At 74.4% G+C, this 25,492-nt stretch carries 25 protein-coding genes and 1 pseudogene; 14 read left to right on the top strand and 12 right to left on the bottom strand.

Annotated elements, in window-relative coordinates; translation table 11 throughout:
• Nucleotides 1-20 precede the first annotated feature (20 nt).
• The 7 genes and pseudogenes from HNR21_RS27290 (at nucleotide 21) to HNR21_RS27260 (ending at nucleotide 6,336) form a co-directional block, all read left to right on the top strand.
• Nucleotides 21-1,241 carry a bifunctional 3,4-dihydroxy-2-butanone-4-phosphate synthase/GTP cyclohydrolase II gene (locus tag HNR21_RS27290; protein WP_119729731.1) on the top strand — a complete coding sequence of 407 codons (1,221 nt, stop codon included), beginning with the start codon at nucleotides 21-23 and terminating at the stop codon, nucleotides 1,239-1,241.
• A 34-nt stretch (nucleotides 1,242-1,275) separates the two neighbouring features.
• Nucleotides 1,276-1,788: a 6,7-dimethyl-8-ribityllumazine synthase gene (gene ribH, locus HNR21_RS27285; RefSeq protein WP_119729732.1), complete on the top strand. Its 513-nt coding sequence runs from the start codon at nucleotides 1,276-1,278 to the stop codon at nucleotides 1,786-1,788.
• A gap of 49 nt (nucleotides 1,789-1,837) precedes the next feature.
• Complete coding sequence (gene hisG / locus HNR21_RS27280; RefSeq protein ID WP_182707454.1) at nucleotides 1,838-2,713, top strand: ATP phosphoribosyltransferase; 876 nt, start codon at nucleotides 1,838-1,840, stop codon at nucleotides 2,711-2,713.
• 56 nt (nucleotides 2,714-2,769) lie between these two features.
• Nucleotides 2,770-3,216, top strand: a complete 447-nt coding sequence (locus HNR21_RS27275; protein WP_246442344.1) for a PH domain-containing protein — start codon at nucleotides 2,770-2,772, stop codon at nucleotides 3,214-3,216.
• A 221-nt stretch (nucleotides 3,217-3,437) separates the two neighbouring features.
• Nucleotides 3,438-3,572, top strand: a pseudogene (locus HNR21_RS27270) (Uma2 family endonuclease); the annotation flags it as partial.
• Nucleotides 3,573-3,712: 140 nt separating this feature from the next.
• Nucleotides 3,713-5,311 carry a SpoIIE family protein phosphatase gene (locus tag HNR21_RS27265; protein ID WP_182707453.1) on the top strand — a complete coding sequence of 533 codons (1,599 nt, stop codon included), beginning with the start codon at nucleotides 3,713-3,715 and terminating at the stop codon, nucleotides 5,309-5,311.
• Nucleotides 5,308-6,336, top strand: a complete 1,029-nt coding sequence (locus HNR21_RS27260; RefSeq protein ID WP_220500318.1) for a cobalamin-dependent protein — start codon at nucleotides 5,308-5,310, stop codon at nucleotides 6,334-6,336. The genes HNR21_RS27265 and HNR21_RS27260 overlap by 4 nt, the downstream gene beginning before the upstream one ends.
• Before the next feature lie 42 nt (nucleotides 6,337-6,378).
• Here the strand turns inward: HNR21_RS27260 and HNR21_RS27255 are convergent, their stop codons facing one another.
• The 7 genes from HNR21_RS27255 to HNR21_RS27225 all read right to left on the bottom strand — a co-directional run bounded on the left by HNR21_RS27255 (nucleotide 6,379) and on the right by HNR21_RS27225 (nucleotide 13,639).
• Complete coding sequence (locus HNR21_RS27255) at nucleotides 6,379-7,572, bottom strand: Dyp-type peroxidase (protein WP_182707452.1); 1,194 nt, start codon at nucleotides 7,570-7,572, stop codon at nucleotides 6,379-6,381.
• Nucleotides 7,565-8,095, bottom strand: a complete 531-nt coding sequence (locus HNR21_RS27250) for a copper chaperone PCu(A)C (protein ID WP_182707451.1) — start codon at nucleotides 8,093-8,095, stop codon at nucleotides 7,565-7,567. The genes HNR21_RS27255 and HNR21_RS27250 overlap by 8 nt, the downstream gene beginning before the upstream one ends.
• A 128-nt stretch (nucleotides 8,096-8,223) precedes the next feature.
• Nucleotides 8,224-8,781 carry an MFS transporter gene (locus HNR21_RS27245; RefSeq protein ID WP_182707450.1) on the bottom strand — a complete coding sequence of 186 codons (558 nt, stop codon included), beginning with the start codon at nucleotides 8,779-8,781 and terminating at the stop codon, nucleotides 8,224-8,226.
• A 34-nt stretch (nucleotides 8,782-8,815) separates the two neighbouring features.
• Complete coding sequence (locus tag HNR21_RS27240) at nucleotides 8,816-10,177, bottom strand: CoA transferase (protein ID WP_312881335.1); 1,362 nt, start codon at nucleotides 10,175-10,177, stop codon at nucleotides 8,816-8,818.
• Between the two features lie 101 nt (nucleotides 10,178-10,278).
• Nucleotides 10,279-10,917 (bottom strand): hypothetical protein, encoded by a 639-nt coding sequence (locus HNR21_RS27235; RefSeq protein WP_182707449.1) that lies wholly within the window; start codon nucleotides 10,915-10,917, stop codon nucleotides 10,279-10,281.
• Complete coding sequence (locus HNR21_RS27230) at nucleotides 10,914-12,320, bottom strand: selenium-binding protein SBP56-related protein (protein ID WP_182707448.1); 1,407 nt, start codon at nucleotides 12,318-12,320, stop codon at nucleotides 10,914-10,916. Before HNR21_RS27230 ends, HNR21_RS27235 begins: the two co-directional genes overlap by 4 nt.
• A gap of 65 nt (nucleotides 12,321-12,385) precedes the next feature.
• Entirely contained in the window at nucleotides 12,386-13,639 is a 1,254-nt protein-coding gene (locus HNR21_RS27225) for a sulfite oxidase (RefSeq protein ID WP_182707447.1), read from the bottom strand.
• A gap of 98 nt (nucleotides 13,640-13,737) precedes the next feature.
• Here HNR21_RS27225 and HNR21_RS27220 point away from each other — a divergent pair, with 98 nt between their 5' ends.
• The 3 genes from HNR21_RS27220 to HNR21_RS27210 are packed head-to-tail and all read left to right on the top strand — an operon-like array spanning nucleotide 13,738 to nucleotide 16,856.
• The gene (locus HNR21_RS27220; RefSeq protein ID WP_119729743.1) at nucleotides 13,738-14,628 is read left to right on the top strand and encodes an AAA family ATPase; all 891 of its coding nucleotides are present in this window, start codon (nucleotides 13,738-13,740) and stop codon (nucleotides 14,626-14,628) included.
• A gap of 7 nt (nucleotides 14,629-14,635) precedes the next feature.
• On the top strand, nucleotides 14,636-15,748 hold the full coding sequence (locus HNR21_RS27215) for a vWA domain-containing protein (protein WP_182707446.1): 1,113 nt from the start codon (nucleotides 14,636-14,638) through the stop codon (nucleotides 15,746-15,748).
• The gene (locus HNR21_RS27210) at nucleotides 15,741-16,856 is read left to right on the top strand and encodes an XdhC family protein (RefSeq protein WP_119729746.1); all 1,116 of its coding nucleotides are present in this window, start codon (nucleotides 15,741-15,743) and stop codon (nucleotides 16,854-16,856) included. Before HNR21_RS27215 ends, HNR21_RS27210 begins: the two co-directional genes overlap by 8 nt.
• A gap of 44 nt (nucleotides 16,857-16,900) precedes the next feature.
• Here HNR21_RS27210 and HNR21_RS27205 read toward each other — a convergent pair whose 3' ends face one another.
• Entirely contained in the window at nucleotides 16,901-17,677 is a 777-nt protein-coding gene (locus tag HNR21_RS27205) for an ABC transporter permease (RefSeq protein ID WP_182707445.1), read from the bottom strand.
• Nucleotides 17,674-18,588 carry an ABC transporter ATP-binding protein gene (locus HNR21_RS27200; protein ID WP_182707444.1) on the bottom strand — a complete coding sequence of 305 codons (915 nt, stop codon included), beginning with the start codon at nucleotides 18,586-18,588 and terminating at the stop codon, nucleotides 17,674-17,676. Before HNR21_RS27200 ends, HNR21_RS27205 begins: the two co-directional genes overlap by 4 nt.
• Nucleotides 18,589-18,686: 98 nt before the next feature.
• Between HNR21_RS27200 and HNR21_RS27195 the strand changes: the two genes are divergently transcribed.
• Genes HNR21_RS27195 through HNR21_RS27180 form a run of 4 tightly spaced genes read left to right on the top strand, consistent with a single transcriptional unit; the run spans nucleotide 18,687 to nucleotide 22,036 of the window.
• On the top strand, nucleotides 18,687-20,243 hold the full coding sequence (locus tag HNR21_RS27195) for a sensor histidine kinase (protein WP_182707443.1): 1,557 nt from the start codon (nucleotides 18,687-18,689) through the stop codon (nucleotides 20,241-20,243).
• A complete protein-coding gene (locus tag HNR21_RS27190; protein WP_182707442.1) occupies nucleotides 20,240-20,890 on the top strand; it encodes a response regulator transcription factor in 651 nt (216 codons plus the stop codon). The genes HNR21_RS27195 and HNR21_RS27190 overlap by 4 nt, the downstream gene beginning before the upstream one ends.
• A complete protein-coding gene (locus tag HNR21_RS27185; RefSeq protein WP_182707441.1) occupies nucleotides 20,887-21,450 on the top strand; it encodes a nucleotidyltransferase family protein in 564 nt (187 codons plus the stop codon). Before HNR21_RS27190 ends, HNR21_RS27185 begins: the two co-directional genes overlap by 4 nt.
• Nucleotides 21,451-21,493: 43 nt before the next feature.
• Complete coding sequence (locus HNR21_RS27180; RefSeq protein WP_182707440.1) at nucleotides 21,494-22,036, top strand: nitroreductase family deazaflavin-dependent oxidoreductase; 543 nt, start codon at nucleotides 21,494-21,496, stop codon at nucleotides 22,034-22,036.
• Here the strand turns inward: HNR21_RS27180 and HNR21_RS27175 are convergent.
• The 3 genes from HNR21_RS27175 to HNR21_RS27165 form a co-directional block, all read right to left on the bottom strand.
• Nucleotides 22,033-22,548, bottom strand: a complete 516-nt coding sequence (locus HNR21_RS27175; protein WP_182707439.1) for an XdhC family protein — start codon at nucleotides 22,546-22,548, stop codon at nucleotides 22,033-22,035. The genes HNR21_RS27180 and HNR21_RS27175 overlap by 4 nt on opposite strands.
• A 24-nt stretch (nucleotides 22,549-22,572) precedes the next feature.
• A complete protein-coding gene (locus HNR21_RS27170; protein ID WP_119729755.1) occupies nucleotides 22,573-23,784 on the bottom strand; it encodes a DUF6986 family protein in 1,212 nt (403 codons plus the stop codon).
• A gap of 177 nt (nucleotides 23,785-23,961) precedes the next feature.
• Nucleotides 23,962-25,431: an MFS transporter gene (locus HNR21_RS27165; RefSeq protein ID WP_182707438.1), complete on the bottom strand. Its 1,470-nt coding sequence runs from the start codon at nucleotides 25,429-25,431 to the stop codon at nucleotides 23,962-23,964.
• Nucleotides 25,432-25,492 lie beyond the last annotated feature (61 nt).

Here is a 25,492-nt window from a genome sequence, read left to right as displayed (position 1 = left end):
TGGGAAATGAGGCGGACGGCATGGTGAACGACGGCATCTTCGACTCCATCGAGGACGCGCTGGCCGACCTGGCGGCGGGCAGGGCCGTCGTGGTGGTCGACGACGAGGACCGCGAGAACGAGGGCGACATCATCTTCGCCGCCGCCAAGGCCACCCCCGAGCTGCTGGCGTTCACCATCCGGCACACCAGCGGCGTGATCTGCATGCCGATGCTCGGCGAGGACCTGGACCGGCTGCACATCCCGCTGATGACCGCGCAGAACGCCGACCGGATGCGCACCGCGTTCACCGTCAGCGTGGACGCCCGCGAGGGCGTCAGCACCGGCATCTCCGCCGCCGACCGCGCGCACACCATCCGGCTGCTGTGCGATCCGGCCACCACCCCGCAGGACGTGGTGCGGCCCGGCCACATCTTCCCGCTGCGCTACCGCGAGGGCGGGGTGCTGGCCCGCCGCGGCCACACCGAGGCGGCCGTCGACCTGGCCCGGCTGGCCGGGCTGCCGCCCGCCGGGGTGCTGGCCGAGGTGGTCAACGACGACGGCACCATGGCCCGGCTGCCCGAGCTGCAGGTCTTCGCCAAGGAGCACGGCCTGAAGCTGATCTCCATCGAGCAGCTGGCGGAGTACCGCAGGCGCACCGAGTCGATGGTCAGCCGCGAGGTCGAGACCCGGCTGCCCAACCGGTACGGCATCTGGCGCGCCATCGGGTTCTCCAGCGCCATCGACGGCGGCGAGCACGTCGCCCTGGTCTACGGCGATCTCGCCGACGGCGAGGACCTGCTGGTGCGCGTCCACTCCGAGTGCCTCACCGGGGACGTGCTGCATTCGGAACGCTGCGACTGCGGCTTCCAGCTCGACGCCGCCATGGAGGCCATCGCCGCCGAGGGCCGCGGCGTGGTGCTGTACCTGCGCGGCCACGAGGGCCGCGGCATCGGGCTGCTGGCCAAGCTCAAGGCGTACGCGCTGCAGGACGCCGGGCACGACACCGTCGACGCCAACCTGGAGCTGGGGCTGCCCGCCGACGCCCGCGAGTACTCCAACGCCGCCCACATGCTGCTGGACCTGGGGGTGCGCTCCATCCGGGTGCTGACCAACAACCCGGCCAAGCTCGCCGGGCTCGAGGGTTTCGGCCTGGCGGTGCGCGGCCGGGTGCCGATGCCGGTCGTGGTCACCGAGCACAACCGTCGCTACCTGTCCGTCAAGCGGGACCGTCTCGGCCACCGGATCGAGGACCTGGTGTGACCGCCCGCCCCTACCTTCCGGAGGAGAACCGATCATGAGCGGCACCGGACGTCCCGAGCAGAGCGCCGTGCACGCCGCCGGGGTGACCCTCGGCATCGCCTGCACCCGCTGGCACGCCCAGATCACCGACCGGCTGCTGGAGCGGGCGGTGCTGGCGGCCAAGGAGTGCGGCGTCGACGACCCGGTGGTGGTCCGGGTGGCCGGCGCGCTGGAGCTGCCGGTGATCGCCCAGCAGCTGGCCCGCGACCTGGACGCGGTGGTCTGCCTGGGCGCGGTCATCCGGGGGGAGACCGCTCACTTCGACTACGTGTGCGACTCCGTCACCGCGGGTTTGACCAGAGTTGCCCTTGACGAGGCCACTCCGGTGGGCAACGGAGTCCTCACGTGTGACACCATTGAGCAGGCACTGGATCGCAGCGGGCTGCCGGGCAGCCGCGAAGACAAGGGATGGGAGGCGACTGTGGCCGCTCTCGACACGGCTCTGACCCTGCGAGGTCTGCGGCACCACGGTCCCGCCGGGCATCTGTCGGAGCATCTGGGCTCCTGAGACCGGTCCCGGACACCTCGACATCCCTTCGACCGAAAGGCCAACGACTGTGCTGTCCCTCGTCCTGCCCAAGGGGTCGCTGGAGAAGGCGACCATGGAGCTGTTCGACGCCGCGGACCTGACCGTCCGCCGTTCCTCGGACCGCGACTACCGGGCCTCCATCGACGACCCGCGCATCGACCGGGTGCGGGTGCTGCGCCCCCAGGAGATCCCCACCTACCTCGAACAGGGCCTGTTCGACCTGGGCATCACCGGTCGCGACTGGATCACCGAGACCGACGCCGACGTGGTCAGCCTCGGTGAGCTGAAGTACTCCAAGGCCACCTCCAACCCGGTGCGGGTCATCATGGCGGTGCCCAACGACGCACCCTGGCAGAAGGTCACCGACCTGCCCGAGGGCGTGCGGATCTCCACCGAGTTCCCCGCCCTGACCCAGCGTTACCTGGAGAGGCACGGCGTCAAGGCCACCGTCGTCCCCTCGTACGGCGCCACCGAGGCCAAGGTCCCCGACATCGTCGACGCGATCGTGGACCTCACCGAGACCGGCTCCTCGCTGCGCAAGAACGGCCTGCGCATCCTCGACACCCTGCTGACCAGCTACACCGAGCTGGTCGCCAACCGGCAGGCCTACGAGAACGACGACAAGCGCGCCGCCATGGAGGACATCGCCCTGCTGCTGCAGGGGGTCATCCGGGCCCGCGGCCAGGTCCTGCTCAAGCTGAACGTCTCCGCCGCCGACCTGCAGAAGGTGCTGGACATCATGCCCGCCATGTCCTCGCCCACGGTCACCTCCCTGGCCGGCGGCGAGGCGCACGCGGTCGAGTCGGTGGTCGCCAAGCGCGGCGTCAACACCCTCATCCCCGCCCTCAAGGCGGCCGGCGCCCGCGACATCCTCGAGCTTCCCATCTCCAAGATCGTTGACTGAACGCGGTTCCGAGTCCCAGATGCGCGTCGGGCGATCCGCACTGCGCCGGAGCTGCGTTGCGGTCGTCTGACGCGCGGCCAGCGGTCCGGGTGTGGCGTCCGCGCCGCACCCGGATCGTCGCCTACACGATGGCGGGTGTGATCGTGTTCGGCATGATCGTGCTCGCCGTCGTGGTGGCCCCCCAGTTCCAGCTCGCCGACCGCGTCCTGCTGGTCGTGTTCGGCCTGTTCCTGGGCTGGCTGCTGCACATGTTCGCGCGCTGCCGCGTCGAGGCCGACGAGCACGGCCTCACCGTCGTCAACGCCTTCCGCACCCGCCGCCTCACCTGGCCCGAGATCCTCCGCGTCACCATGGGCGAGGGCGACCCCTGGCCCACCCTCGACCTGTCCGACGGCACCTCCCTCAGCGCCATGGGCATCAACGGCGCCGAGAAGACCCGCGCCGCCCGCCACCTCGCCGAACTCCGCACCCTCCTGGCCCGCCACGAACCCCCCGACCACTGATCCGGGCACCTCCGGTGCTCTGGATGCCCGACGTGTCGGGCCCAACGCGTTAGGCTGGTCGCAGGCAGCCTGCACTGATTACCTGCCAATACTCGCTCGCCACACCTGGCTGCAGGAAGTGACCTCATGGGCATCGCCGCACTGCCAGAATGGGTGATACCGCCGCCGGGCGGCTTCATCGCTGACGACTTCCTCCACATGGAGGGTCTGCCCCGGCACACGTGGTGTACGTCTACGAGCTGGACCCGGCGACCGAGTGCTACGCGCTGACCGGGATCCACCACGACCGGCTGAAGGTCTCCGTGCCGTACGACATCGAGATCGACCTCACCCGAGTCGGCCGCCGCGGCATGTGACGAGCGGCCGCCACCGGGAATCGCGGGCGAGTCCTGGGGATATGGCCGGGTACGGTGATGGGGTCAGGGGACCGAGGTAAGACCCAGCGCACCATCGGGGGCCGGAGCGGCCGTCCGTTCATCACTCGAGGGGTTGGTTCTTGCGGGGCGCCGAGGCCGGTTCGTCCGGCCGGGGCATGGAGCAGGGGCCGCGGTCCGCCGCCGGGCAGGGGGTGGACGAGCGGGCGTTGCTGGATGCGCTCGATGAGGCGGTGGTCGTCCTGGGGCCCGACGGTACGGTGGTGCGTTCGAACGCGGCGGCGTGCCGGCTGCTCGGGGATCCGCCGGCGGGACGGGAGCCGGGAAGCGAAACGGTGTCCTTGCTGGCCGAGGCGGTGCGGCGGGGGCGCCGGTCGTTCGACGGGCCGCACGGCGGGCGGTGGCTGAACGGGCGGCGGGTGCCGCTGCCCGACGGGGCGGTCGCCTGGCTGGTGCGGGATGTGACCGAGCAGCGTGAGGTCGAGGCGGCGTTGCGCGAGGACCGGGAACGCTGGACGCGTCTGTCCAGTGCCGCCCGGGCGTTGTCGGGGACCCTCAACCTGCGCCGGACCTGGGGGCTTGCGGCGCGGCTGACCGTGGACGGGCTCGCCGACCACTGCGGGGTGACGCTTCGCACGGAGGGGGCGGCCACGGAAACGGCCGTTGCGGGGCCCGGCGGCGGGGTGGCCTTCTCCGCGGACGAGCCGTTGCGCCCGAGCGTCGCCAGGGTGCTGGCGGAGGGCCGGCGGGAGGTGCACGACGGCGTGCCCCCGGCACAGGCCCGGGAGCTGTGTCCGCCGGGGATCGAGCCGGACCGCGCCGTGACGGTGGTGTTGCTGCCGCTCATGGCGAAGGGGACGTGCTTCGGGGTGATGACCCTGGTGCGCGCCAGGCCCTACGGGGCGGCGGAGCTGTCGCTGATCGGCGACCACGCCGACCGGGTGGCGCTGGCGCTGGACGCGGCCCGGCTGCACGACCGGCAGGTGCGGATGTCGCAGCGGCTGCGGTCGGCCCTGCTGCCGCCCGCGCTGCCGGAGGAGGCGGGGCTGCGGCTGGGCGCGGCGTACCGGCCGGCGTCGGAGGACATGCTGATCGGCGGCGACTTCTACGAGATGCTGCCGGACCCCTCGGGCGGATGGGTGTTCGCCCTGGGCGACGTCTGCGGCAAGGGCGTCGACGCGGCCGTCTACACCGGCCGGGTGCGGCAGGCGCTGCGCACCGCCGCCGTGGTCGACAGCGCGCCGCTGGCCATGCTGGAGCTGCTCAACCGGACGCTGATGAGCCATGACCAGGGCGGCTTCGTCACGCTGCTGGTCGGCCGGCCCGAGGTGCTGCCCGACGGCGCGGTCCGGGTGCGGCTGGCCGGGGGCGGGCATCCGCCGCCGCTGGTGCTGCGCCGGGGCGGCGAGGTGGAGACGGTGAAGGTGACGGGGATGTTCGCGGGCGCGTTCGACGACGCGTCGTTCGAGGAGCGGGACGTGCTGCTGGCACCGGGCGACATGCTGCTGCTCTACACCGACGGTGTCACCGAGGCCCGTGACGACTCCGGCCGGATGTACGGAGAGCAGCGGCTCGTCCGTGACCTCGGCACCTGCGCCGGCGCGCCGCCGGGGGCGGCCGTGGAACGGCTCATGCAGCTGGTCCTGGAGTACCTGCGGCGCCGTGAGCACGACGACATCGCGCTGCTGGCGTTGCAGGCGTGGCCGGAGGGGGGACCGTGAGCGCGACGGTGGACGAGGCGGCGTCCGCGGGGTTCTTCGCGGCGATCGCCGCCGCCGACGAACCGGCGGCGATGCGGATCGCCGGCGGCCTGGTGGACGCGGGGGTCCCGGTCGCGCGGGTGCTGACGGACCTGGTCGCGCCGGCCCAGCGCAGGGTCGGCGAGCACTGGGCCGAGGCGAGCTGGAACGTGGCCCGCGAGCACGCCGCCACGCACATCTGCGACCGGGTGGTCACCGCGCTGGGCCTGCGCGCGGCGGCCGCCGGGCCGCCGCGCGGCCGGGTGGTGCTGGCCTGCGTGGACGGCGAGTGGCACGCCCTGGCCGCCCGGATCGTCGCCGAGACGCTGCGGGCCGAGGGCTGGCAGGTGACGTTCCTGGGCGCCAGCACGCCCGCCGACCACCTGGCGCGGTTCGTCTCCGAGAAGGGACCCGACGCGGTCGCGCTGTCCTGCGTGCTCGCCGCGTCGCTGCCCGGCGCCCGGTGGATGATCGAGGCGGTCCGGCACACCGGCGTGCCGGTGCTCGCCGGAGGTCCCGGGTTCGGGCCGGACGGACGCTGGGCGCGGCTGCTGGGCGCCGACGCCTGGGCCGCCGACGCCGCCGGGGCCGCCGCCCGGCTGGCGCACGACTGGCCGGCGTTCACCGATCCCGCCCCCGCCCTGGACCACCTGCCCGACCAGGAGCACCGCCTGCTGGCCGACCGGCGGTACGACCTGGTCGAGCAGGCGATGCACGCCTTCACCGCGAAGGTGCCGGACGCCGCCGGCTACTCGGCGTGGCAGCTGGAGAAGACCCGCGAGGACTTCGGCTACATCCTCGACTTCCTCGTGGCGGCCCTGCTGGTGGACGACGTCTCCCTGTTGGAGGACTTCACCGGCTGGCTGACCCGGATCATGGCGCCCCGGGGCGTCCCGGCCCCGGTGATCGGGGTCGGCTACGACATTCTCCTCGACGTTCTGGCCGGGCGTCCGCGGGCCGTCCGCATGCTGGCCGCGGCACGGGCGTCGCTGCCGCCGGCCCGGTGAGGCCCGGCCGCCGCCGGCTGCGGCGGCCGGGCCGTCCGGCGCTCAGCCCAGCAGGGTCCGGCCGATCCAGCCGTCCTCGTCACAGCCCGGGGGGATGGCGAAGACGGCCGAGCCGATCGGCGTCGTCCACAGGTTGAGCAGGTCGTTTCCCTCGTCCAGACGGCGCTGGACGGGGAGGAACTGGCGGGTGATGTCGGCCTGGTAGGAGGCGAACAACAGGCCCGAGTCCGACCGGCCCTCCGGGGTCAGGCCCTCGTCGTAGTTGTAGGAGCGGCGCAGGATGCGCAGCTCCGGGGCGGGGGCGCGGGCCAGGCGGATGTGGGCGTTCTCGGAGATGACCGGGAGGCCGCGGGAGTCCACGGCGGCGAGGTCGGGCTCGTCGCGTTCGGCGCGGCCGGTCAGCGGGGCGCCGGTGCCCAGGCGGCGGCCCACCGCGAACTCCTTGGCGACCGGGTCGGCCTCGTCCCACTTCTCCAGGTTCATGCGGATGCGGCGCAGGACCAGGGTGGTGCCGCCGCGCAGCCACGCCGGGCCGTCCGTGACCCACACGGCCCGCTCGAAGCCGGGCGTTCCCGGGGACGGGTTCACGGTGCCGTCGAGCTGGCCCATCAGGTTGCGCTGGGTGGTCCCGGCGGGCTGCACGCCGGGGCTGCGGCGGAAGCCGCGCTGCACCCAGCGGACCCGGGTGAACGCCCGGGCGTCCTTGACCACCATGCGCAGGGCGTGGGCGAGGACGACGCCGTCGTCGGCGCAGATCTGCACCAGCAGGTCGCCGTCGTTCCAGCGGTCCTCCAGCCGGTCGATCCCGAACGACGGGAGGGGCCGCACCGCCTCCGGCCGCCGGTCCTCCAGGCCCGCCGCCGTGAACAGGCCGGGCCCGAACCCGAACGTGAACGTCAGCCGGGCCGGCGGGGCGGCCAGTTCGGGTTCGGGGTCGGCCAGCGCCGGACGGCCCTGGGCGAGCCGCCGGGCGTCGTCGGTGAGCAGCCGCATCATGCGGGCGATGTCGCCGCGGCCGGTGCCCGGCAGCAGGTCCAGCCCGAGGAACACGGCGTGGGCCTGCGGGACGGTGGCGATGCCCGCCTGGTGGGGGCCGTGGAACGGCTCGATCGCCGATCCGGTCGCCGGCGGGCGCGCCGTCGCCACCGGCCGTTCGGCGCTGCACCCGGCCAGGGTCCCGGCCACGGCCGTCACCGCGCCGCCGGTCAGCAGGCCCCGCCGGGACAGGTCAGCCATGCCGCGTCCCGGGGTCGTAGCTCTCGCGCGCCCCGCTGAACTCCTTGGCGACGGCGGTGAACGCGAAGGTCGTCCCGTCGGAGAGCCGCAGCGTGAACGCGATCTCGGCGCCCGGCTCCACGGGTGCGGTGACGTCCATCAGCATGATGTGGTCGCCGCCGGGCGTCAGCCGGTGCGCGCCGCGCGCCGGGACGACGAAACCGCCCTGCTTGGGCCGCATCTTCGAGGCGCCGCCGGTGGCGACGACCTCGTGCAGTTCGATCCGCCGGGCGGCGGGCGTGGTGGCCGAGACCACGGTGATCGGCCTGTCGGTGTGGTTGACCAGCGTGCCGAACGCCGCGGTCATCCCGGACCCGGCGGCCTTCACCCACGGGTCGGTGATCGACAGTGCCGGACGCGGGGTCGACGTGGCCGGGGCCGGGGCGCCCTCGGCGGGCGACGATCCGGAGCCGCAGCCGGTGAGCAGCGCCGGGACCAGCAGGATGGCGGCGCACGTCGCCGGGAACGGACGGTTGACGTTCATGAAGGGGCCTCTCTGATACGTCCGGAGGACGCGCGGGCATGCCGCGGTCGCGTTCCGGGACAGTCGAAGGAGCCCGCGCGGGCGCGCGGGAGTGACGACCCCGCCCGGGGCCGTGGAGACGACGTGGATCAGAGAGGGCCGGGCGGTCCCCGGCGGTGCACCGTGTGCCGCAGCGGCGCCGACAGCGGCGGCCGGGGCTCGGTGAACGGGACGGCCGCGCACCGGACGGGTTCGGGGACGATCCAGGCGAGGACCACCCGGACGAAGCGCATGGCCAGGTGGCGCAGCACGTCCCACAGCAGCGCCTCGCCCCACGACAGCCACAGCGCGGTCAGCGCCACGGCGCACCCGTGCAGCACGACCATGCTCAGGCCGCCGGGCGGCGACCCCTGGTGGGCGTGCCCGTGGGGATGAACGGCGGGCGCGGCGACGGCCGCCGTGTGGGTCAGGGCGAACAGCAGGTGCAGCACGACCTGCAGCCCCGCCAGCAGCGGCAGCAGCACCCCCAGCGACCGCTCCCGCCCCAGCGCCGGCACGGCGGCCGCGAACGACAGCAGCAGGCCGAGCAGGATGCTGCGCGTGGGAGGCGTACCCGAGGCCAGGAGGTGCGCCCCGATGCCCAGCCCCGTGCAGACCGCGGCGAACGCGGCGGCCCGCAGCAGCCGGAAGGACAGGGGCGCAGTCATGGCGCCCTCATCTTCGCACGCGCCCCCGCGACCCTCAGCGGGGACGCCAGGCGGGGGAGTCCGAGCCCCAGGGGGTCGCCGGATCGGCCCAGGTGCGCGGCCCGCCGTCCAGATCGACCGGCGGCAGCGCGCGGACGATCCGCCCCTCCTCGACGAGGTACGGCGACGGGTCGAACGCGGCGGCCTCCGCCGTTCCGGCCGGGGTGCCGCCGAGCAGCCATGCGGCGGTCCGGGCCAGGGAGAGTTCGGCGTGCCAGCCGCCGCCCTCGACGGCACGCCGGGCGACCGCCCGCATGACCGCCGCCGCCAGCAGATAGCCCGTCCCGTGGTCGAGGGCCTGAACGGGCAGTGCCCCGGGTCCGTCGTCGCCCTCGGCCACCGCGATCCCCGAGGCCGCCTGCACCAGGCTGTCGAACCCGCGCCGCCCCGCCCACGGCCCGGTCGCCCCCCACGCCGACAGCGAGGCCACGATCAGGCCCGGATGCCCGGCGGCCAGGGCGTGGGGGGACAGGCCGTGCCGATCCAGCGCCCCGGGCCGATAGCCGGTGACCACCACGTCCGCATCCCGCAGCAGCTCCCCGAACCGGGCCCTGTCGTGGCGGTCGTCCAGGTCCAGCAGCGTGGACCGCTTGCCCGCCCCCGTCTCCAGGTGCTGCGCGGGGATCTCCGGCAGGCGCGGCGAGTCCACCCGCAGCACGTCCGCCCCGAGCAGCGCCAGCGTGCGGGTCCCCACCGGCCCCGCGATCATCCGGGTCAGATCCAGCACCCGTACCCCCGCCATCGGAAGCACCGTCCCGGCGGGCGGCGGCCCGAACGGACGCGCCGGTGCGTCCCCGTTCCGCGTCAGCCGCAGCAGCGGCAGTCCCGCCACGTGCGCCCCCTGCGGATGCGCCGCCCACTCCGCCGCCGAACGGACCGCCACCGCCAGCCCGCCCGCCGCGTAGACGGCCTCCTCGACCTCGGCGGCCGGCGCCCCGGCGATCGCCTCCCGCACCGCCGGGACCGGATCGTCCAGCGAGACGTCCAAGCCCAGCGCCCGCAGCAGCCGCTTCCGGTGATGCGGATAGTTGCCATGGGTGCGCACCCACCCGTCGGACGCCCGCCAGAACCGCGACAACGGCGCGAACGACGGTTCGGTCCGCCCGTCGATCCGCAGATGACGTTCCCCCGCGAACGCCACCGCCACCGCCCGCCCGTCCACCCGGACACCCGGCCGCGGCCACCCGCGCGTCTCGGCGAGCTCGGCCGCCGCCAGCCCCGCGGCCCCCACGGTCGCCTCCGCCATCGCGCTCACCGGCAGCCGCGCCGGAAGCGTCACCTCCGGCCCGCTCCGCGCCACCGCCGGATCGCCCGTGCCGCCCAGCGCCGCCCACGCCTCGCTCAGGAAACCGTCCACAAGCGGACGCTACCGGCCCGGACGATGACGGCGAACGGCCCGCCCCGCACCGAACGACCGGCATATCCTCCGCCCATGGCGGCGCAGGGCCGGTCCGCGGGTCAGGCGGTGAGGACGGTGGCGGCCCCCGCGCCGATGAGGGCCAGGGCCCAGACGCGGTCCAGGTCGAACCAGGCCCGGCGCAGCACCGTCAGCCCGACGACCTCGTACACCACCACGGCGATCATCCCGGCGACCAGGAACATCGCGAGGGTGTGCACGCCGGTGACGAAGATCCCCGACATCAGGGCGCTGCCCTGGGCCTCCCCGAGCCCGTGGGCGTGACCGCCGGCCGCCGGGCCGCCGGACGCGGTGATCACCGGCACCAGCATCAGGCCCGCCCCGTGCACCGACGACATCAGGAACGACCAGCCCGCCAGCTGTCCCAGCGACAGGCGCATCCCCACCCACTTGAAGTGCCGCCGGGACAGCAGCCGCCACAGGCCGAAGCCGACCAGGACCACGCCGCCGACGATCGCGACGATGCGGGTGGCCACCACCGACTGAGTCAGCGACACCAGGACGGCGACCACCCCCACCGAGGCGGCGTGACCGGCGGCGATCGCCGGCAGCGACTCCAGCACCCGGGCGCGGGCCCGCTCCTGCAGGCCCCGCGCGACCGCGAACAGCCAGCCCATCCCCGGGTTCAGCCCGTGGAACGCGCCCAGGGCGACCAGCGCCGCCAGCGACCCCTCGGTCATGGGTAGCAGTAGGAGTCCGAGGAGGCGTCCCCGCCCTGCAGGCGGGTCTGGTGCGGGCGCAGGCCCCGCCAGGCGTCGCCGTGCGGGAAGAACCGCTCGTCGAAGGTGAAGTCCGCGCCCGAGTCGAGCCTGGCCATCCACGCGCCGACCCCGTCGGGGTAGAACTGGTCGTCCCACGCCCCGTACAGCGAGTTGGTCACGTACACCCGCCTGCCGTCCCGGCTGACCTCCACCATCTGCGGTCCGCCCGCCAGCGGCAGGTCGGGCGCCGCCGGGTGCGGGGTGCGGCGGGTGATGCCGCCGATCCGCACCGACCCCGCCTCGACCGGGTGGAACGGGTCGGACACGTCGTAGCGCTTCAGCTCCCCGGTGCCCCAGCACGACACGTACAGCCACTTGTCGTCCACCGACAGGTCGATGTCGGTGACCAGCGGCGGCACCGCCCCGAACGGCTCGATCACCGGCGGCAGCCCGGCCCGGTCGTCCGGTCCCGGCGGCTCGGCGGGGATGGTGATGACCTTGGTGGCGGCGAACCGGTCGCCGTCGCGGTGCCACAGCCACACCGAGGCCGACAGGTCCTCCACGTTCACCACCACGCCGACGAACCCGTACTGCTTGGTCGGGTCGTGGGCGGGCCGCAGCTCCAGCACCATCTGGTGCTCGTCGCCCAGGTCCACGGTCTGCACGTGGCGGCGTTTGCGCAGGTCGAAGAAGTGCAGGGCGTGCCCGTACTTGCGGCCCAGCAGCAGCTCGCCGACCACCCCGTCCTCCACCATCGACGGGGTGCCCCACTCGGAGGTGACCAGCACGTCGTGGGCGATGTGCCACCAGGCGTCGTAGGCGAGGTACTGCGGCCCCCGGTCGACCTCCCAGCGGCCCAGCACGTCGAAGGAGCTGTGGTCCAGCAGCGCGATCCCGCCCGGGCCGTCCTCGCCGTTCGCGCCGCCGAGCGCGGTCAGGTACAGCCCTTCCGGCCCGCAGTGCACGGTGTGCGGGCGGGAGTAGCCGGCGCGCTTGGCTAGCTCGCCGGGCTCCAGCACCTTGACGATCTGCGGGCTGGTGGGCTGCTCCTTGGTGTCGATGACGTAGATCCGCGACGAGCGCAGCCCCGGCACGATCAGGTAGCGCCGTTCCACGTGCGGGTGCGGCGAGGAGGGGCACAGTGAGCTGGAGCAGGCGTTCCAGCCGAAGTGGTGCAGCTCGTCGCCGGTGTAGGGCAGTTCGGTCCAGCCCACCACCTGGCCGTAGGAGCCGGAGCCGGGGTCGACGTCCAGCACGGCGATGGCGTCGGGCCTGGCGGCGGAACGGTCGAAGGCGGCGACGTAGGCGAGCTTCTCGGGCGGGGCCGCCGCCGCGTCGCGGGGCGAGGGATAGAACGTCGGGTCGGGCTTCCACAGGGGCATGGGGATCCTCCCGTTGTCGGCTGCATCGTCACATCGGGTCACCGCACCGTGCTATGCCGGTGAGGTCAGACCACCGTGACGGGATGCCGCGCGACGGCGTCGAAGAGATAACCGAGGGTGTTGAACGGGGTGACGTCGGGCTGGGTCGCGCCGGTCTCGTCGGTGGCGCGCGCCAGCAGCTCGTAGGATCCGGGGCCCGGACATCGCCAGCGGTACTCCCACTGCAGCCAGCCGTGCTCGGGGCGCGGTCCGCGCGGGGTCGCCCGCCGCCAGGTCGCACCCCCGTCCGTGCTCACCTCCACCCGCCGGACGCGGCCGTTGCCGGACCAGGAACGGCCGGTCAGGCGGTGCTCCGGGCGGTAGGGCAGCCGGGCGTTCCAGGGCAGCTCGAACGCGCTCTTGAGGCTCATCCGGGTGAGCGGCGCGCTGCCCTCGGGCGGGTGCCCGGGGCCGAACAGCCGGTAGTAGCGGGTGTTCCACGGCGAGAACAGCGGCGTGTCCGACACCTGGATGTCGCCGACCCACTTGATGGACGCGATCCCCGCCCACGACGGCACCACGACGCGCACCGGGAAGCCGTGGTCGGGCGGCAGCGGCCGGCCGTTCATCTCGTACGCCAGCAGCACGTCGTCCAGCGCCTTGGCGACCGGGAGGGGGCGGCGCACCCGGCCGAGGTTCTCGCCCCGGTCGACGTAGTCGGCGTCCAGGCCGCGCGGCATCACGTCGACGGCCCGCTCGGTGATCCCGGCACGTTCCAGAACGTGCGCCAGCGGCACCCCGCGCCAGCGCGCCACCCCCGCCGCGCCCAGCAGCCAGGGCGTGCCGGACACCTGCTGTCCCTGCTGGCGGGCGAACAGGCCGCGGCCGTTGCCGGTGCACTCGATGAACGCGGTGCGGGTCACGGCGGGCATGGCCAGCAGGTCCTCGTAGCCGAACTCGACGGCGTTCTCCAGGCCGGGGGAGCCGTGCAGGCCGCCGCCCCAGACCTTGAGCCGCCAGGTGCGCACGTCGATCTCCGGGGTGGCGACGTGGTTGCGGACGAAGAACCAGTCCGCGGGGGTGAGGTAGCCCTGTCCCCGCATCGCCTCCCAGCGCATCTCGGCGTTCGTGCCGTGGGCGATGAACAGTTCGGGCGGCAGGGGCTTGACGATCGGCGCGGCGGCGTGGGCGGGACGGGCCAGGGCCGCTCCGGCGCCCATCGCCAGCCCGGCCCCGGCGGACGCCCGCAGCAGGCGCCGGCGGGTGAGCGGTGACGTGTTGAGCCGGTCTCGTGACCGTGCGTGCTCGTAGGTGGCCTCGTCGGTGAGGTCGTCGTCCATGGCACCCGATGCTGGGCCAGCAACCATGTATTGTCAATCGGCTTTATGGGAAATTCTGGCACGTTCCGCGGGCCGGGTCCGGTCAGTAGCCTGACCGTGTGACGTACGACGCCACGGGCATCGGCTCTCCACCCGAGCTGGCGCGGATCCTGGAGGAGTGCGGCTACCTGGCCGACGACGGCCTGGCCACCGCCGCGTTCCTGGCCCTGCGGATGCGCCGCCCGCTGTTCCTGGAGGGCGAGGCGGGCGTCGGCAAAACCGCGCTGGCCGCCGCGCTCGCCCGGGCGCTCGACGCGCCGCTGATCCGGCTGCAGTGCTACGAGGGCCTGGACGCCGCGCAGGCGCTGTACGACTGGGACTTCCCGCGCCAGCTGCTGCACCTGCGGGCGGCCGAGGCGGCGGGCGTCACCGACGTGGGCCGGCTGGAGTCCGAGCTGTACGACCGGCGGTTCCTGGTGGCCCGCCCGCTGCTGCGCGCCCTGGAGACCGCGCCGAGCGTGCTGCTCATCGACGAGGTGGACCGGGCCGACGACGAGTTCGAGGCGTTCCTGCTGGAGGTGCTGTCGGACTTCACCATCACCATCCCGGAGCTGGGCACCGTCCGCGCCGTCGAGCCCCCGCTGGTGGTGCTCACCTCCAACCGGACCCGCGAGGTCCACGACGCCCTCAAGCGCCGCTGCCTCTACCACTGGCTGGAGCACCCCTCCTACGAACGGGAGGTCGCCATCATCCGGCGGCGGCTGCCGCACGTCGCCGACCGGCTGGCCGGGCAGGTCGCCCGCGCCGCCCAGCGGCTGCGCGCCGAGGACCTGGTCAAGCCGCCCGGGGTGGCCGAGAGCCTGGACTGGGCCGAGGCCCTGGTCGCGCTCGGCGCCCGCGACCTGGACCCGGGCACCGCAGCCGTCACCCTCGGCGCGGTCCTGAAGTACCGCGAGGACCAGCAGCGGGTGACCGCGGGCGGCCTGGACGCCCTGCTCGGCGGGGGCTGAGCCGCCGATGCGGACCGCCACCGAGACCATCGTGGGCTTCGCCCGCACGGTGCGGGCCGCCGGGGTCGCCGCCGACCCCGAACGGGTGCAGACCCTGCTGCGCGCCCTGGACCACCTGGACGTCCTGGACCCCTCCGACGTGTACTGGGCGGGACGGCTGACGCTGTGCTCCGATCCCGCCGACCTGCCGCGCTACGACCGCTGCTTCGCCGCCTACTTCTCCGGGCGGACCGCCCGTTCCGTGCGCCGTCCGCCGCCGGTGGTGATCTCCCGGCCCGCCGCCGTCCCCGTCACCGACCCGCCGCCGGACGGCGAAGGCGAACGGGCCGACCCGCGCACCGCCACCGCCAGCCGCGCCGAGGTGCTGCGGCACCGTGACGTGGCCCGCCTCGACGAGGCCGAACGCATCGAGGTCAACCGGCTGATCGCGCTGCTGCAGGCCGATCCCGAACGCCGCCGGTCCCGCCGGTTCGCGAGCGCCCGCTCCGGCCGCCACGACCCGTACCGGACGGTCCGGGAGGTGCTGCGGCACGGCGGCGAGATCACCGCCGTCCGGTATCGCGCCCACCGCACCCGTCCGCGCCGGGTGGTGCTGCTGATCGACGTGAGCGGCTCCATGACCCCGTACGCCGACGCGCTGCTGCGGTTCGCGCACGCCGCCGTCCGCGCCGGGGGCCGCACCACCGAGGCGTTCAGCGTCGGCACCCGCCTGACCCGGCTGACCCGCGAGCTGCGGCACCGCGACCCGGACACGGCGATGACGGCGGTGTCGGAGGCGATCCCGGACTGGAGTGGCGGCACCCGGCTGGGCGAGGAGCTCAAGGAGTTCTGCGACCGGTTCGGGCAGCGCGGCATGGCCCGCGGCGCGGTGGTGGTGATCGCCTCCGACGGCTGGGAACGCGGCGACCCGTCCCTGCTGGGCGAGCAGATGGCCCGGCTGGGGCGGCTGGCGCACCGGGTGGTGTGGGCCAACCCGCACAAGGCCCGCCCCGGGTACGAGCCGCTGACCGGCGGGATGGCGGCGGCGCTGCCGCACGTGGACGACTTCGTGGCCGGGCACAGCCTGGCCGCGCTGCAACGGCTGGCCCACATCGTGAACGCGGGGAGGCGACGTGCGTGACGTCCTCGGCGACATCGCCCGGTGGTACGCGGAGGGGCGGACGTTCGGGCTGGCCACGGTGGTGGACACGTTCCGCAGCGCGCCCCGCCCGCCCGGCGCGGCGATGGCGGTGTCGGCGGACGGCGAGGCGGTCGGCAGCGTGTCCGGCGGCTGCGTCGAGGGCGCGGTGTACGAGCTGGCCCGCGAGGTGATGGACACCGGCCGGCCGGTGCTGCAGCGGTACGGGGTCAGCGACGACGACGCCTTTGAGGTGGGCCTGACCTGCGGCGGGATCATCGACATCTGGGTCGAGCCGGTGGGGCCGGACACGTTCGGCGAGTTCGGCGAGGTGGCCGCCGCCATCGAGGCCCGCGAGCCGGTGGCGGTGGCGACCGTGGTGGCGGGCCCCGGCGCGATCGGCGCCCGCCGCGTCGTCCGCCCGGACGGGGCGACCGGCTCGCTGGCGCCCGGCGAGCCGCACGCCGCACGGCTGGACGCGGCGGTGGACGACGACGCCCGCGGCATGCTCGCCCAGGGGCTGACCGGCCTCCGGCGCTACGGGCCGGAGGGGCAGCGCCGCCGCGACGAACTGGCGGTGTTCGTGCAGTCGTTCGCGCCCCCGCCGAGGCTGCTGGTGTTCGGCGCAATCGACTTCGCCGCCGCCGTCGCCCGGATCGGCAAGTTCCTCGGCTACCACGTCACGGTCTGCGACGCCCGCCCGGTGTTCGCCACCGCCAAGCGCTTCCCCGAGGCCGACGAGGTCGTGGTGAAGTGGCCGCACAAGTTCCTGCGGGAAACCCCGGTGGACGAACGCACCGCCATCTGCGTCCTCACCCACGACCCCAAGTTCGACGTCCCACTGCTGGAGGTCGCGCTCCGCACCCCCGCCGGCTACATCGGCGCGATGGGCTCCCGCCGCACCCACGACGACCGCACCGCCCGCCTGCGGGAGGCCGGCCTGACCGACGCCGAACTGGCCCGCCTGCGCTCACCGATCGGCCTGGACCTGGGCGCCCGCACCCCCGAGGAAACAGCGGTCTCGATCGCCGCCGAGCTGATCCAGCTCCGCTGGGGCGGCACCGGCCGCCCCCTCACCGAGACCACCGGCCGCATCCACGGCGACCCCTGACGCCACCGCGTCCCGCCGTATCCGCCGGCGGCCGGCGCGGGCCGTCAGGCGTCCCGTCGCCGCAGGACCAGGTAGCCGCCCGTGAGCGCGGCCGTTGTCCAGGCGAGCAGGACCGCCGCGCCGGCCGCCGGGGCCAGCGGGTCCTGGACCGTCAGTCCCCGCTCGCCGGTGACCAGCATCGCCAGGCCCGCCTGGTCCGGAAGGCAGCGGCCCACGGCGCGGATGCCGGGCACGTTCGCCAGTCCCTGCGAGCCCAGGAACAGCAGCGGCAGCAGCAGTCCCAGCGCCCGTGCCGAGCCGCGCAGCATCATCGCCACCCCGGTCGCGAACACGCAGATCAGCGTGAGATAGGCGGCCGCCCCCAGTGTCGCCCGCAGCGCTCCCGGCGCCCCCAGGCCGGTCCCGTACGGGCCGAGGGCCGACTGCGCGGCGATGAACGCCGCGAACGCGGTCGCCAGCGCCACCGGCAGCACGGCCGCCGCGACCGCCAGGACCTTCGCGCCGAAGAACACCCCGCGCCGGGGCATCGCCGCCAGCGACGCGCGGATCGTCCCGCTCCCGTACTCCGCGCCGACCGCCAGCACCCCGAACACCACCACCGCGAGCTGCCCGACGCCCACCCCGTACAGGCCGATCGCGGCGGCGTCGAACTGCTCCCGCTGGTCGGCGGGCAGCTCCGCCCACTGCGCCCGGAACGAGCCGCCCACCAGCGCGCCCAGCCCCACGCTCAGCGCGAACACCGCCGCCAGCGACCAGTGGGACGAACGCACGGTCCGCAGCTTGGTCCACTCGGCGGCCACCGCCGCGGCCAGCGCGCTCACCGGCCCTCCCGCCCGCTGGAGTGCTCCACGGCCGGGGCGGTGATCCGCATGAACGCCTCCTCCAGGCTCGCGGACGTCCGGCCGATCTCGTGCACCGCCAGCCCGTGCGCCGCCGCCAGCTCGCCGACCGCGGCGGTGTCCGCGCCGGTGACCTCCAGCGCCCCGTCCGGCCCCGTACGCGCCGCCACGCCCGCCCGGGCCAGCGCGTCCAGCATCCGTTCCGGCTCCGGGGTGCGGACCCGCACATAGGAGCGGCAGTGCCGCTCGACGAAGTCGTCCTTGGGCAGGTCGGCCAGCAGCCGGCCCCGCCCGATCACCACCAGGTGGTCGGCGGTCACCGCCATCTCGGCCATCAGATGGCTGGAGACCAGCACCGTGCGGCCCTCGGCGGCCAGCGACCGCAGCAGCCCCCGCATCCACCGCACCCCTTCCGGGTCCAGCCCGTTCACCGGCTCGTCGAACAGCAGCACCGGCGGGTCGCCCAGCAGCGCGGCGGCGATGCCCAGCCGCTGCGCCATCCCCAGCGAGAACCCGCCGGCCCGCCGCCCGGCCGCCGGTTCCAGCCCGGTCAGCTCGATCACCTCGCGGACCCGGGCGGCCGGGATGCGGTTGCTGCGCGCCAGCCACAGCAGGTGATGACGGGCGCGCCGGCCGCGGTGCGCCCCGCCCGCCTCGATCAACGCGCCCACCCGCCGCAGCGGCTCGGCGAGCTCCCGGTAGGGACGGCCGTCGATCAGCGCCGTTCCGGCGGTGGGCCGGTCCAGGCCCAGGATCATCCGCATCGTGGTGGACTTCCCGGCGCCGTTCGGGCCGAGGAAGCCGGTGACCCGCCCGGGACGGACCCGGAACGACAACCCGTCCACGGCGAGCCTGCGGCCGTATCGCTTGGTGAGGTCATGGACTTCGATCACGCGGTCACCGTAGGGACGCGCGTCCCCCGGCCGCCGTCCGCCAAAGTCGACCGTCCGGACTACGGAAGTGAACACCCCGGCGGTCTAACCTCCCAGTCATGGGAACGGTCGTGGCCGCCGCGCTGGTGATCGCCGTGGACGCGGTGTGGATGTTCCCCGACCGGCTGCCGGCCTGGGCGCTGCCGCTGTACGTCGTGGCGATCGGGCTGGTGTTCGGCCTGCGGGAACGCACCGGGACGGGCGCCCTGGCCGCCGCGCTGACCTTGTCGGCGGCGTCCGGCGGCTCGTACGCGCTGCTGGTGTGGGCGGGCTTCCACGCGGGTCATCGGGTCGCCTCCTCCCGTGCCGGCGCGGCGGTGGCGCTGGCCGGAGCGCTCGCCTACGGCACCGCACGGGTGGCCGAGTCGGGCGCGCCGCCGACGGCCGTCGCCGCCGAGTGCGTCGTGCTGCTGGCGCTGCCCATGGCGGTCGGCGCGTACCTGGCGCAGCACCGCAGGCTCGTGGCCACGCTGGACGACCGCAACCGCAGGCTCCGCCGCGAACGGGAGCTGCTGGCCGAACGCGAACGCCTCCACGAACGGCTCCGCATAGCCCGCGACGTCCACGACTCGCTCGGCCACCGCCTCGGCCTGGTGTCCATCCAGGCCGCCGCACTCGAGGCCGGTGGCCTGTCCGAGGCCCAGCACAAGGAGGCGCTGCGCCAGCTCGCCGACGCCTCCCGCCGCGCCGTCGACGAACTGCACGACCTGGTCGGCGCCCTGCGCAGCCCCGACGAACCCCTCACCCGAACCCGCGGCGTGACCGACATCCCCGCTCTCGTCGAGGACTTCCGCACCTCCGGAGTCGAGGTCACCCTCACCGAACGAGGAACCCCCGGCCAGGTCAGCGCCCCGGCCGGGGAGGCCGCCTACCGCGTCGTGGAGGAGGGGCTGACCAACGCGGCCAAACACGCCCCCGGTCACCCCGTCACCGTCACCCTGGAGTGGGAACCCGGCGCCCTCCTCCTGTCGGTCGGCAACCCCCGTCCCATCACAGCGGCGAACGCCCCCGGACACGACCTGGCCGACCCCACCGAGCGGATCGCTCTCGCCGGCACCCCCCACCCCGCCGAAGTGGCGAACGGCACCCGGCATGACCCGGCCGGGCGGGGTGATCTTGTCGGCGATGCTTCCCCTTCCGGGACTGCGGTGGCCGCCGACCACGCCCGGCCAGGGTGCCCTGAGCAGGGCGGTCCCACTCGCGGCACTGTGCCCGCCGAAGCCGCGGAGGGTGCCGGGGACGATGTGGCGGGGCGTGCCGAGCTTTCTGATCTTGCGGGCGATCCCCGTTCCCTCCGAATGGCGGAGAGCGCCGGACATGGCGGGACCGGGTGTGCGGAACAGGCTGATCCCGTCGGTGCCGCCCGAGCCGCCGGGGGTGGCGGGCATGGGCTGGCGGGGCTGGCCGAACGGGTGGGGCTTGTCGGGGGTGTGCTGAACGTGGAGGACTCCGAGGCCGGATTCCGGCTTCGCGCGTTGATCCCGGCGGAGCAGCCCGCCGAGCCCGAACCGGTGCCCGGCACGGGAGCCCTGCACAGGTACCGCTTCGCCGCCCTGGTCCTGGCCGCCGCTGCGCTCCTGGCGGCGATCGGGCCGGTGGGAGCGGGGCATTCGTGATCAGGGTGCTGGTCGCCGACGACGAGCCCCTCATCGTGGCGGGGATCGGGGCCGTGCTGGGGGCGGCCGACGACATCGAGGTCGCCGCCGTGGCCGCCGACGGGCGGGAGGCGGTCGAGCAGGTCGTCCTGCACCGGGTGGACGTCGCCGTGCTGGACATCGGCATGCCCCGCATGGACGGGCTCACCGCGCTCACCGAGTTGCGCCGCCGCGCGCCCGCCGTCCGGACCCTCATGCTGACCGCGTTCGGTGACGCCCCCAACGTGCGGGACGCCCTGGACCGGGGAGCCGCCGGGTTCGTGCTGAAGAACTGCGCGCCCGACGAACTGGTCCGCGCCGTCCGCGCGGTGCACGCCGGGGAGGCGTTCCTGTCCCCGGCGGTGACCCGGATGGTGCTGGGAATGCTCGGTCCGGAGCGCTCCGGCCGCCGCCGCGGCGCCGCCCGGCGGCTGGCCGCCCTGTCGGACCGGGAGTCGCAGGTGGCGTCGCTGGTGGCCGAGGGCCTGTCGAACGCCGAGATCGGAGCACGCCTGCACATGAGCGAGACCACCATCAAGACCTACATGAGCCGGATCATGACCAAGCTCGGCTGCGCCAACCGGGTGCAGGTCGCCCTGCTGGTCCGCGACGCGGAGGCACTGCCGTGAGCGTCGCCGGGCTGCTGCTGGCCGCCGGAGCCGGCGCCCGCCTGGGCCGCCCCAAGGCCCTGGTGGAGCTGAACGGGGAACGGCTGGTCGACCGGGGCGTACGGATGCTGCGCGCGGGCGGCTGCGCCCCGGTCCTGGTGGTGATCGGCGCGGCGGACGTCGAGGTCCTCGGGGCGGTGACGGTGCCCAACCCCGACTGGCGCGCCGGCATGGGCTCGTCACTGCGGGCCGGGCTGGCCGCCATCCCCCCGGACCGCACCGCCGCGGTCATCGCGCTGGTCGACCAGCCCGCGGTCACCCCACAGGCCGTCCGGCGCCTGATCCGCGCCTACGAGGAGGGCGCGTCGGTCGCCGTCGCCACCTACGGCGGGGCCCGCCGCAACCCGGTGCTCATCGCCCGGGAGCACTTCGCGGCGGTCGCCGAGGCCGCGGTCGGCGACGTCGGGGCCCGCCCGTTCCTGGCGGCCCACCCCGCCCTGGTGACCCCGGTCGCCTGCGACGACGTGGCCGCCCCCGACGACATAGACACTCCCGACGACCTCACCGCCTGGGGCGGGTGACCCCCATGCCAGAATAAGGGGTCACTTACGTCCGGGAGGTTCCATGCCCAAGGCGCGCCCCAGGGCCTACGACACGGCCTGGTTCCCGAAGTTCATGAGGATCGTCGGCCGTGTGCATGTGGCGGTCTACCGGGCCACCGGCGGCCTGGTCGGGCGTCGTTTCCACATCGGCTCCGCATGGCTGCGCGGCGTCCCGGTGTGCCTGTTCACCACCACCGGCCGCAAGACGGGCCGCAGGCGGACCATGCCCCTGCTGTACATGCGCGACGGTGACCGCGTCATCGTCGTCGCCTCACAGGCCGGCCTGCCCGGACACCCCCAGTGGTACCGCAACCTCCAGGCCGATCCCCATGTCGAGGTCCAGATCGGCCGCGAACGGCACGCCATGCGCGCCCGTACCGCCGACGACGCCGAACGCGCCGAACTGTGGCCGCGTCTCCTCGGCGTCTACCGCGACTTCGACGACTACCAGCGGTGGGCCGGCGACCGCGTCATCCCCGTGGTCGTCTGCGAACCCGTCCGGGAACGGCCCGGCGCGCAACGCCACCGCCGCGGCGACGCCGCCCGTGGCGATGGAGCCGTTTAGAACTCGAAGCCGCCGGGGCGGCCGTTGCGGTCGGCGAGGAGGCCCGCCAGCGTCGCCACCGCGATCTCGGCGGGGGTGCGGGAGCCGATGTTGAGGCCGATCGGCCGGTGCACCCGGGCGATGTCGTTCTCGGCGACCCCCAGGGCCCGCAGGGCCGGGACGTGCGGGGCGGGGTGGCGCGGGTTGCCCATCACGCCGATCCAGCGGATGCCGGCGGCCAGGATGTCGCGCAGCACCGGACCCAGTTCGTCACGGTGGTGGTCGGTGACCACCACGTCGGCTCGTCCGTCCAGGTCGGCGGGGGCGATCGGCTTGACGTCGGTCCAGTCGGCCGCGCGTTCGGGATCGGGTTCCAGCAGGAAGGCGTCGAACCCCAGATCGGCCCCGTAGCGCAGCAGGTACCGCGCCACCGGCGAGGCGAAGACCGCCACCAGGATCCGGTCGCCGGTGTCGGGCTTCACCTCGCCGTGCGCGACCGCGCAGGCCGCGTCGTCGTCGTGCGCGTGGGTCATGCGCCCAGTGTCGCACCGCCCCGCTCAGGTGGGCAGGGAGCCGGCGTCCAGGGCGCCGCAGTCGACGGCTCGCTGCAGGCGGTCGGTCAGGGCCTTGATGGTGGCGGGCTCGTCCAGCACGCCCTTGGCGCCCGCGACCTGCTCCCGCCATGCCCGCACGCGGGCGATCGCGTCGTCGACCCCGGACAGCAGGAACGCGTACATCACCGCGTACCGGCTCGGCAGATGCGCCGGGTGCAGGTCCCAGCCCTGGTAGAGGCCGTGCCGGAGGGAGTGGCGGACGCCCGCCGAGTGCGCCCGCCAGGTCCGGCCGACCTCCTCGGGGCCGTCGTTGCGGGGGACCACGTTGCACGAGCCGTCGCTGATCCGGATGCCGGTGCCCGCCAGCGCCACCTGCATGACGTGGCGGGCGAAGTCGCAGGCCGGGTGCTCCAGCCGCTGCTGGTCCGGGGGGAGGCCGAGGGCGGCGGTGAAGTCGTAGACCCCGAAGTGCGCGGCGGTGATGCGGCCCGCCCCGGCCCGCACGATGTCGCGCACCCCGAAGGCGCCCTCGCGGTCGATGATCGCCTCGGTGGTCTCGATCTGCACCTCGAAGCGCAGTATCCCGTTCGGCAGCCCGAGGGCCTCCTCCAGACGGTCCAGGTAGTCGACGAAGATCTGCACCTGCTCGGGCATCGTCACCTTGGGGAAGGTGATCACGAATCCGCCGGGCAGCCGGCCCAGCCGGTCGCGCAACTGGGTCAGGAACCCGTCCAGGGTCCGCATGGCCCGTTCGTGGCCGCCCTCGCTGAACGACTTGACCCGCAGCCCCCAGAAGTGCGGCAGCCCCTTGACCTGGTACGCCGCGGCGACCGCCTCCACCACCTGGGCGACGTGCGCGTCCTCCTCGGCGTCCGGGCGGACCCCGTAGCCGTCCTCGAAGTCGATGCGCAGGTCCTCCACCGGCTCGGTGCCGAGCTTGGCGGCCACCCGTTCGCGCACCGTCGCCGCCAGTTCCGGTTCGATGCCGAACGCCGCGCCGAACGACCCCGGATCGGGGGTGTGCACGGTGAACAGCCGCAGCGCCTCCGCGCCGAAGTCGGCCGGGGTGGTCCGGGAGAACCGGTCGGCCGGCACGTACACGGTGTGCACCGGCTGCCGTCCGGTCGCCGCGCCGGGAAAGTGCTTGTCGTGCTCGGCGTTGACCGCGGCCACCCGCGCGGACAGGTCGTCGATCGAGGAAACGCTCAGATTCACCCCGCCATGATCCCGCAAGTTCGGCCGATCGTGTCCATGGGTTCACAGGCGATCACATCCATGTCCGTGCCCGGTGCGTCCGGCGGGACGGGGGCCGGCTCCCCGCCCGCCATCATCTGTGGTTCCAGTGGCGTGGGGCCGCGGTGAGGGGCGGGCCCGTGCCGGACGGTGAAGCGGTCAGGAGGCCGGCTGGGGGACGGGCCTGTCGGCGTCCTCGGCCTGGCCGGGGTCCCCGGCGGGCCCGGGCACGGGGACGGCGCGCAGGCCGCGCAGGGCCCACAGGCTCAGAGGGGCGCCGACCGCGACGATCAGAGCGCCGACGACCAGGGTGAACTGGTAGGCGTCCAGGAAGGCGACCGGCGGGGCGAGGCCGTCGTGCACGCCGTCGCTCTGCCGGGAGTTCAGAACGGCGCCCAGGACCGTGATGCCCAGCAGGCCGAAGACCTCGCGGGAGACGTTCAGGGTGCCGGAGGCCACCCCCGCCCGGTCCGGCGGCAGCACGCCGAGGATCACGTCGGTGAGCGGCAGCAGCAGTCCGCCGCCCAGCCCGAACAGCAGGAACCACGGCAGCAGATCCAGATAGCCATCCCCGGCGCCGACCGTGGACACGCCGCCGACCGCCACCGCCATCAGCGCCAGGCCCGCCGCCACCGTGACGGCCGGGCCGAGGCGTGCCGCCACCCGGCCCGACAGCGGCGCCGCCACCGCCATCACCAGGGCCATCGGGATGAACCCGGCGCCCGACTCGGTGGGGGTGAAGCCGAGGGAGTTCTGCAGGTAGAGGGCGGTGAAGAAGTAGACGCCGAAGATCCCGAAGGCCCACAGGCCCATCGCCGCCAGGCCGCCGGCGAACACCCGGTCGCGGCCCAGCGACAGGTCGATCATCGGGTCCGCGGCCCGCCGTTCGGCCAGCACGAACAGCGCCGCGCCCAGCGCCGCCACCGCGAAGGAGCCCAGGATCACCGTCGAGGTCCAGCCCCGGGACTCGCCCTCGATCAGCGCGAACGTCAGCGCGAACAGGGCGGTGGCCGAGGCGGCCAGCCCGGCCGGGTCCAGCCGCCGCCAGGACGCGCCGCCTCCCGCGGGCAGGCCCCGCACGCTCACCAGGGCCAGCGCCGCCGTGACCGCGCCGATCGGCACGTTGATCAGGAAGATCCAGCCCCAGTGCGCCTGCTCGCTGAGCACCCCGCCGGTGAACGGGCCGACCGCCAGCGCCAGCGCGCCGACCCCGCCCCACACGCCGACCGCCAGGGTGCGCTCGCGCGGGTCGGGGAACATCGCCGGGAGCACCGCCAGCGCCGCCGGGGTGACCAGCGCGGCGCCCACGCCCTGCACGGCGCGCGCGGCGATCAGCACCTCCTGGCTCCCGGCCAGGCCCGCGGCCAGCGACGACAGGGTGAAGACCGCCAGGCCCGCCAGCAGCGTCCGGCGCACCCCGAACACGTCCGCCAGCCGCCCGCCGACCACCAGCAGCCCGGCGAACACCAGGATGTAGCCGCTGACGATCCACTCCAGCCCGGAGAGGGTCAGCCCCAGGTCGCGCTGGATCGACGGCAGCGCGACGTTGACCACGTTGTTGTCCAGATACGTCATGAAGGTGGCCAGCGCGACCGCGACCAGCGCGATCCACCGCCGTGAGTCGTTCATCGAAGCCTCCCGACCGTCCTGTACGGCGTACTTGTACGGCGTACATGTACTGCGTACAGGA

Origin of the sequence: Thermomonospora cellulosilytica (assembly GCF_014138835.1) — a bacterium.
GTDB lineage: Bacteria > Actinomycetota > Actinomycetes > Streptosporangiales > Streptosporangiaceae > Thermomonospora > Thermomonospora amylolytica.
This window is presented reverse-complemented; position numbering and strand designations above follow the sequence as displayed.

Bases quoted from the DNA above. Each gene is read 5' to 3' on its own strand.
- HNR21_RS27255 (WP_182707452.1), bottom strand. From the start codon at position 7,572: ATGGCTGACCTGTCCCGGCGGGGCCTGCTGACCGGCGGCGCGGTGACG.
- HNR21_RS27290 (WP_119729731.1), top strand. From the start codon at position 21: ATGGTGAACGACGGCATCTTCGACTCCATCGAGGACGCGCTGGCCGAC.
- HNR21_RS27165 (WP_182707438.1), bottom strand. From the start codon at position 25,431: ATGAACGACTCACGGCGGTGGATCGCGCTGGTCGCGGTCGCGCTGGCC.
- HNR21_RS27195 (WP_182707443.1), top strand. From the start codon at position 18,687: ATGGGAACGGTCGTGGCCGCCGCGCTGGTGATCGCCGTGGACGCGGTG.
- HNR21_RS27225 (WP_182707447.1), bottom strand. From the start codon at position 13,639: ATGGACGACGACCTCACCGACGAGGCCACCTACGAGCACGCACGGTCA.
- ribH (WP_119729732.1), top strand. From the start codon at position 1,276: ATGAGCGGCACCGGACGTCCCGAGCAGAGCGCCGTGCACGCCGCCGGG.
- HNR21_RS27235 (WP_182707449.1), bottom strand. From the start codon at position 10,917: ATGACCGAGGGGTCGCTGGCGGCGCTGGTCGCCCTGGGCGCGTTCCAC.
- HNR21_RS27175 (WP_182707439.1), bottom strand. From the start codon at position 22,548: ATGACCCACGCGCACGACGACGACGCGGCCTGCGCGGTCGCGCACGGC.
- HNR21_RS27230 (WP_182707448.1), bottom strand. From the start codon at position 12,320: ATGCCCCTGTGGAAGCCCGACCCGACGTTCTATCCCTCGCCCCGCGAC.
- HNR21_RS27250 (WP_182707451.1), bottom strand. From the start codon at position 8,095: ATGAACGTCAACCGTCCGTTCCCGGCGACGTGCGCCGCCATCCTGCTG.
- HNR21_RS27245 (WP_182707450.1), bottom strand. From the start codon at position 8,781: ATGACTGCGCCCCTGTCCTTCCGGCTGCTGCGGGCCGCCGCGTTCGCC.
- HNR21_RS27180 (WP_182707440.1), top strand. From the start codon at position 21,494: ATGCCCAAGGCGCGCCCCAGGGCCTACGACACGGCCTGGTTCCCGAAG.
- HNR21_RS27215 (WP_182707446.1), top strand. From the start codon at position 14,636: ATGCGGACCGCCACCGAGACCATCGTGGGCTTCGCCCGCACGGTGCGG.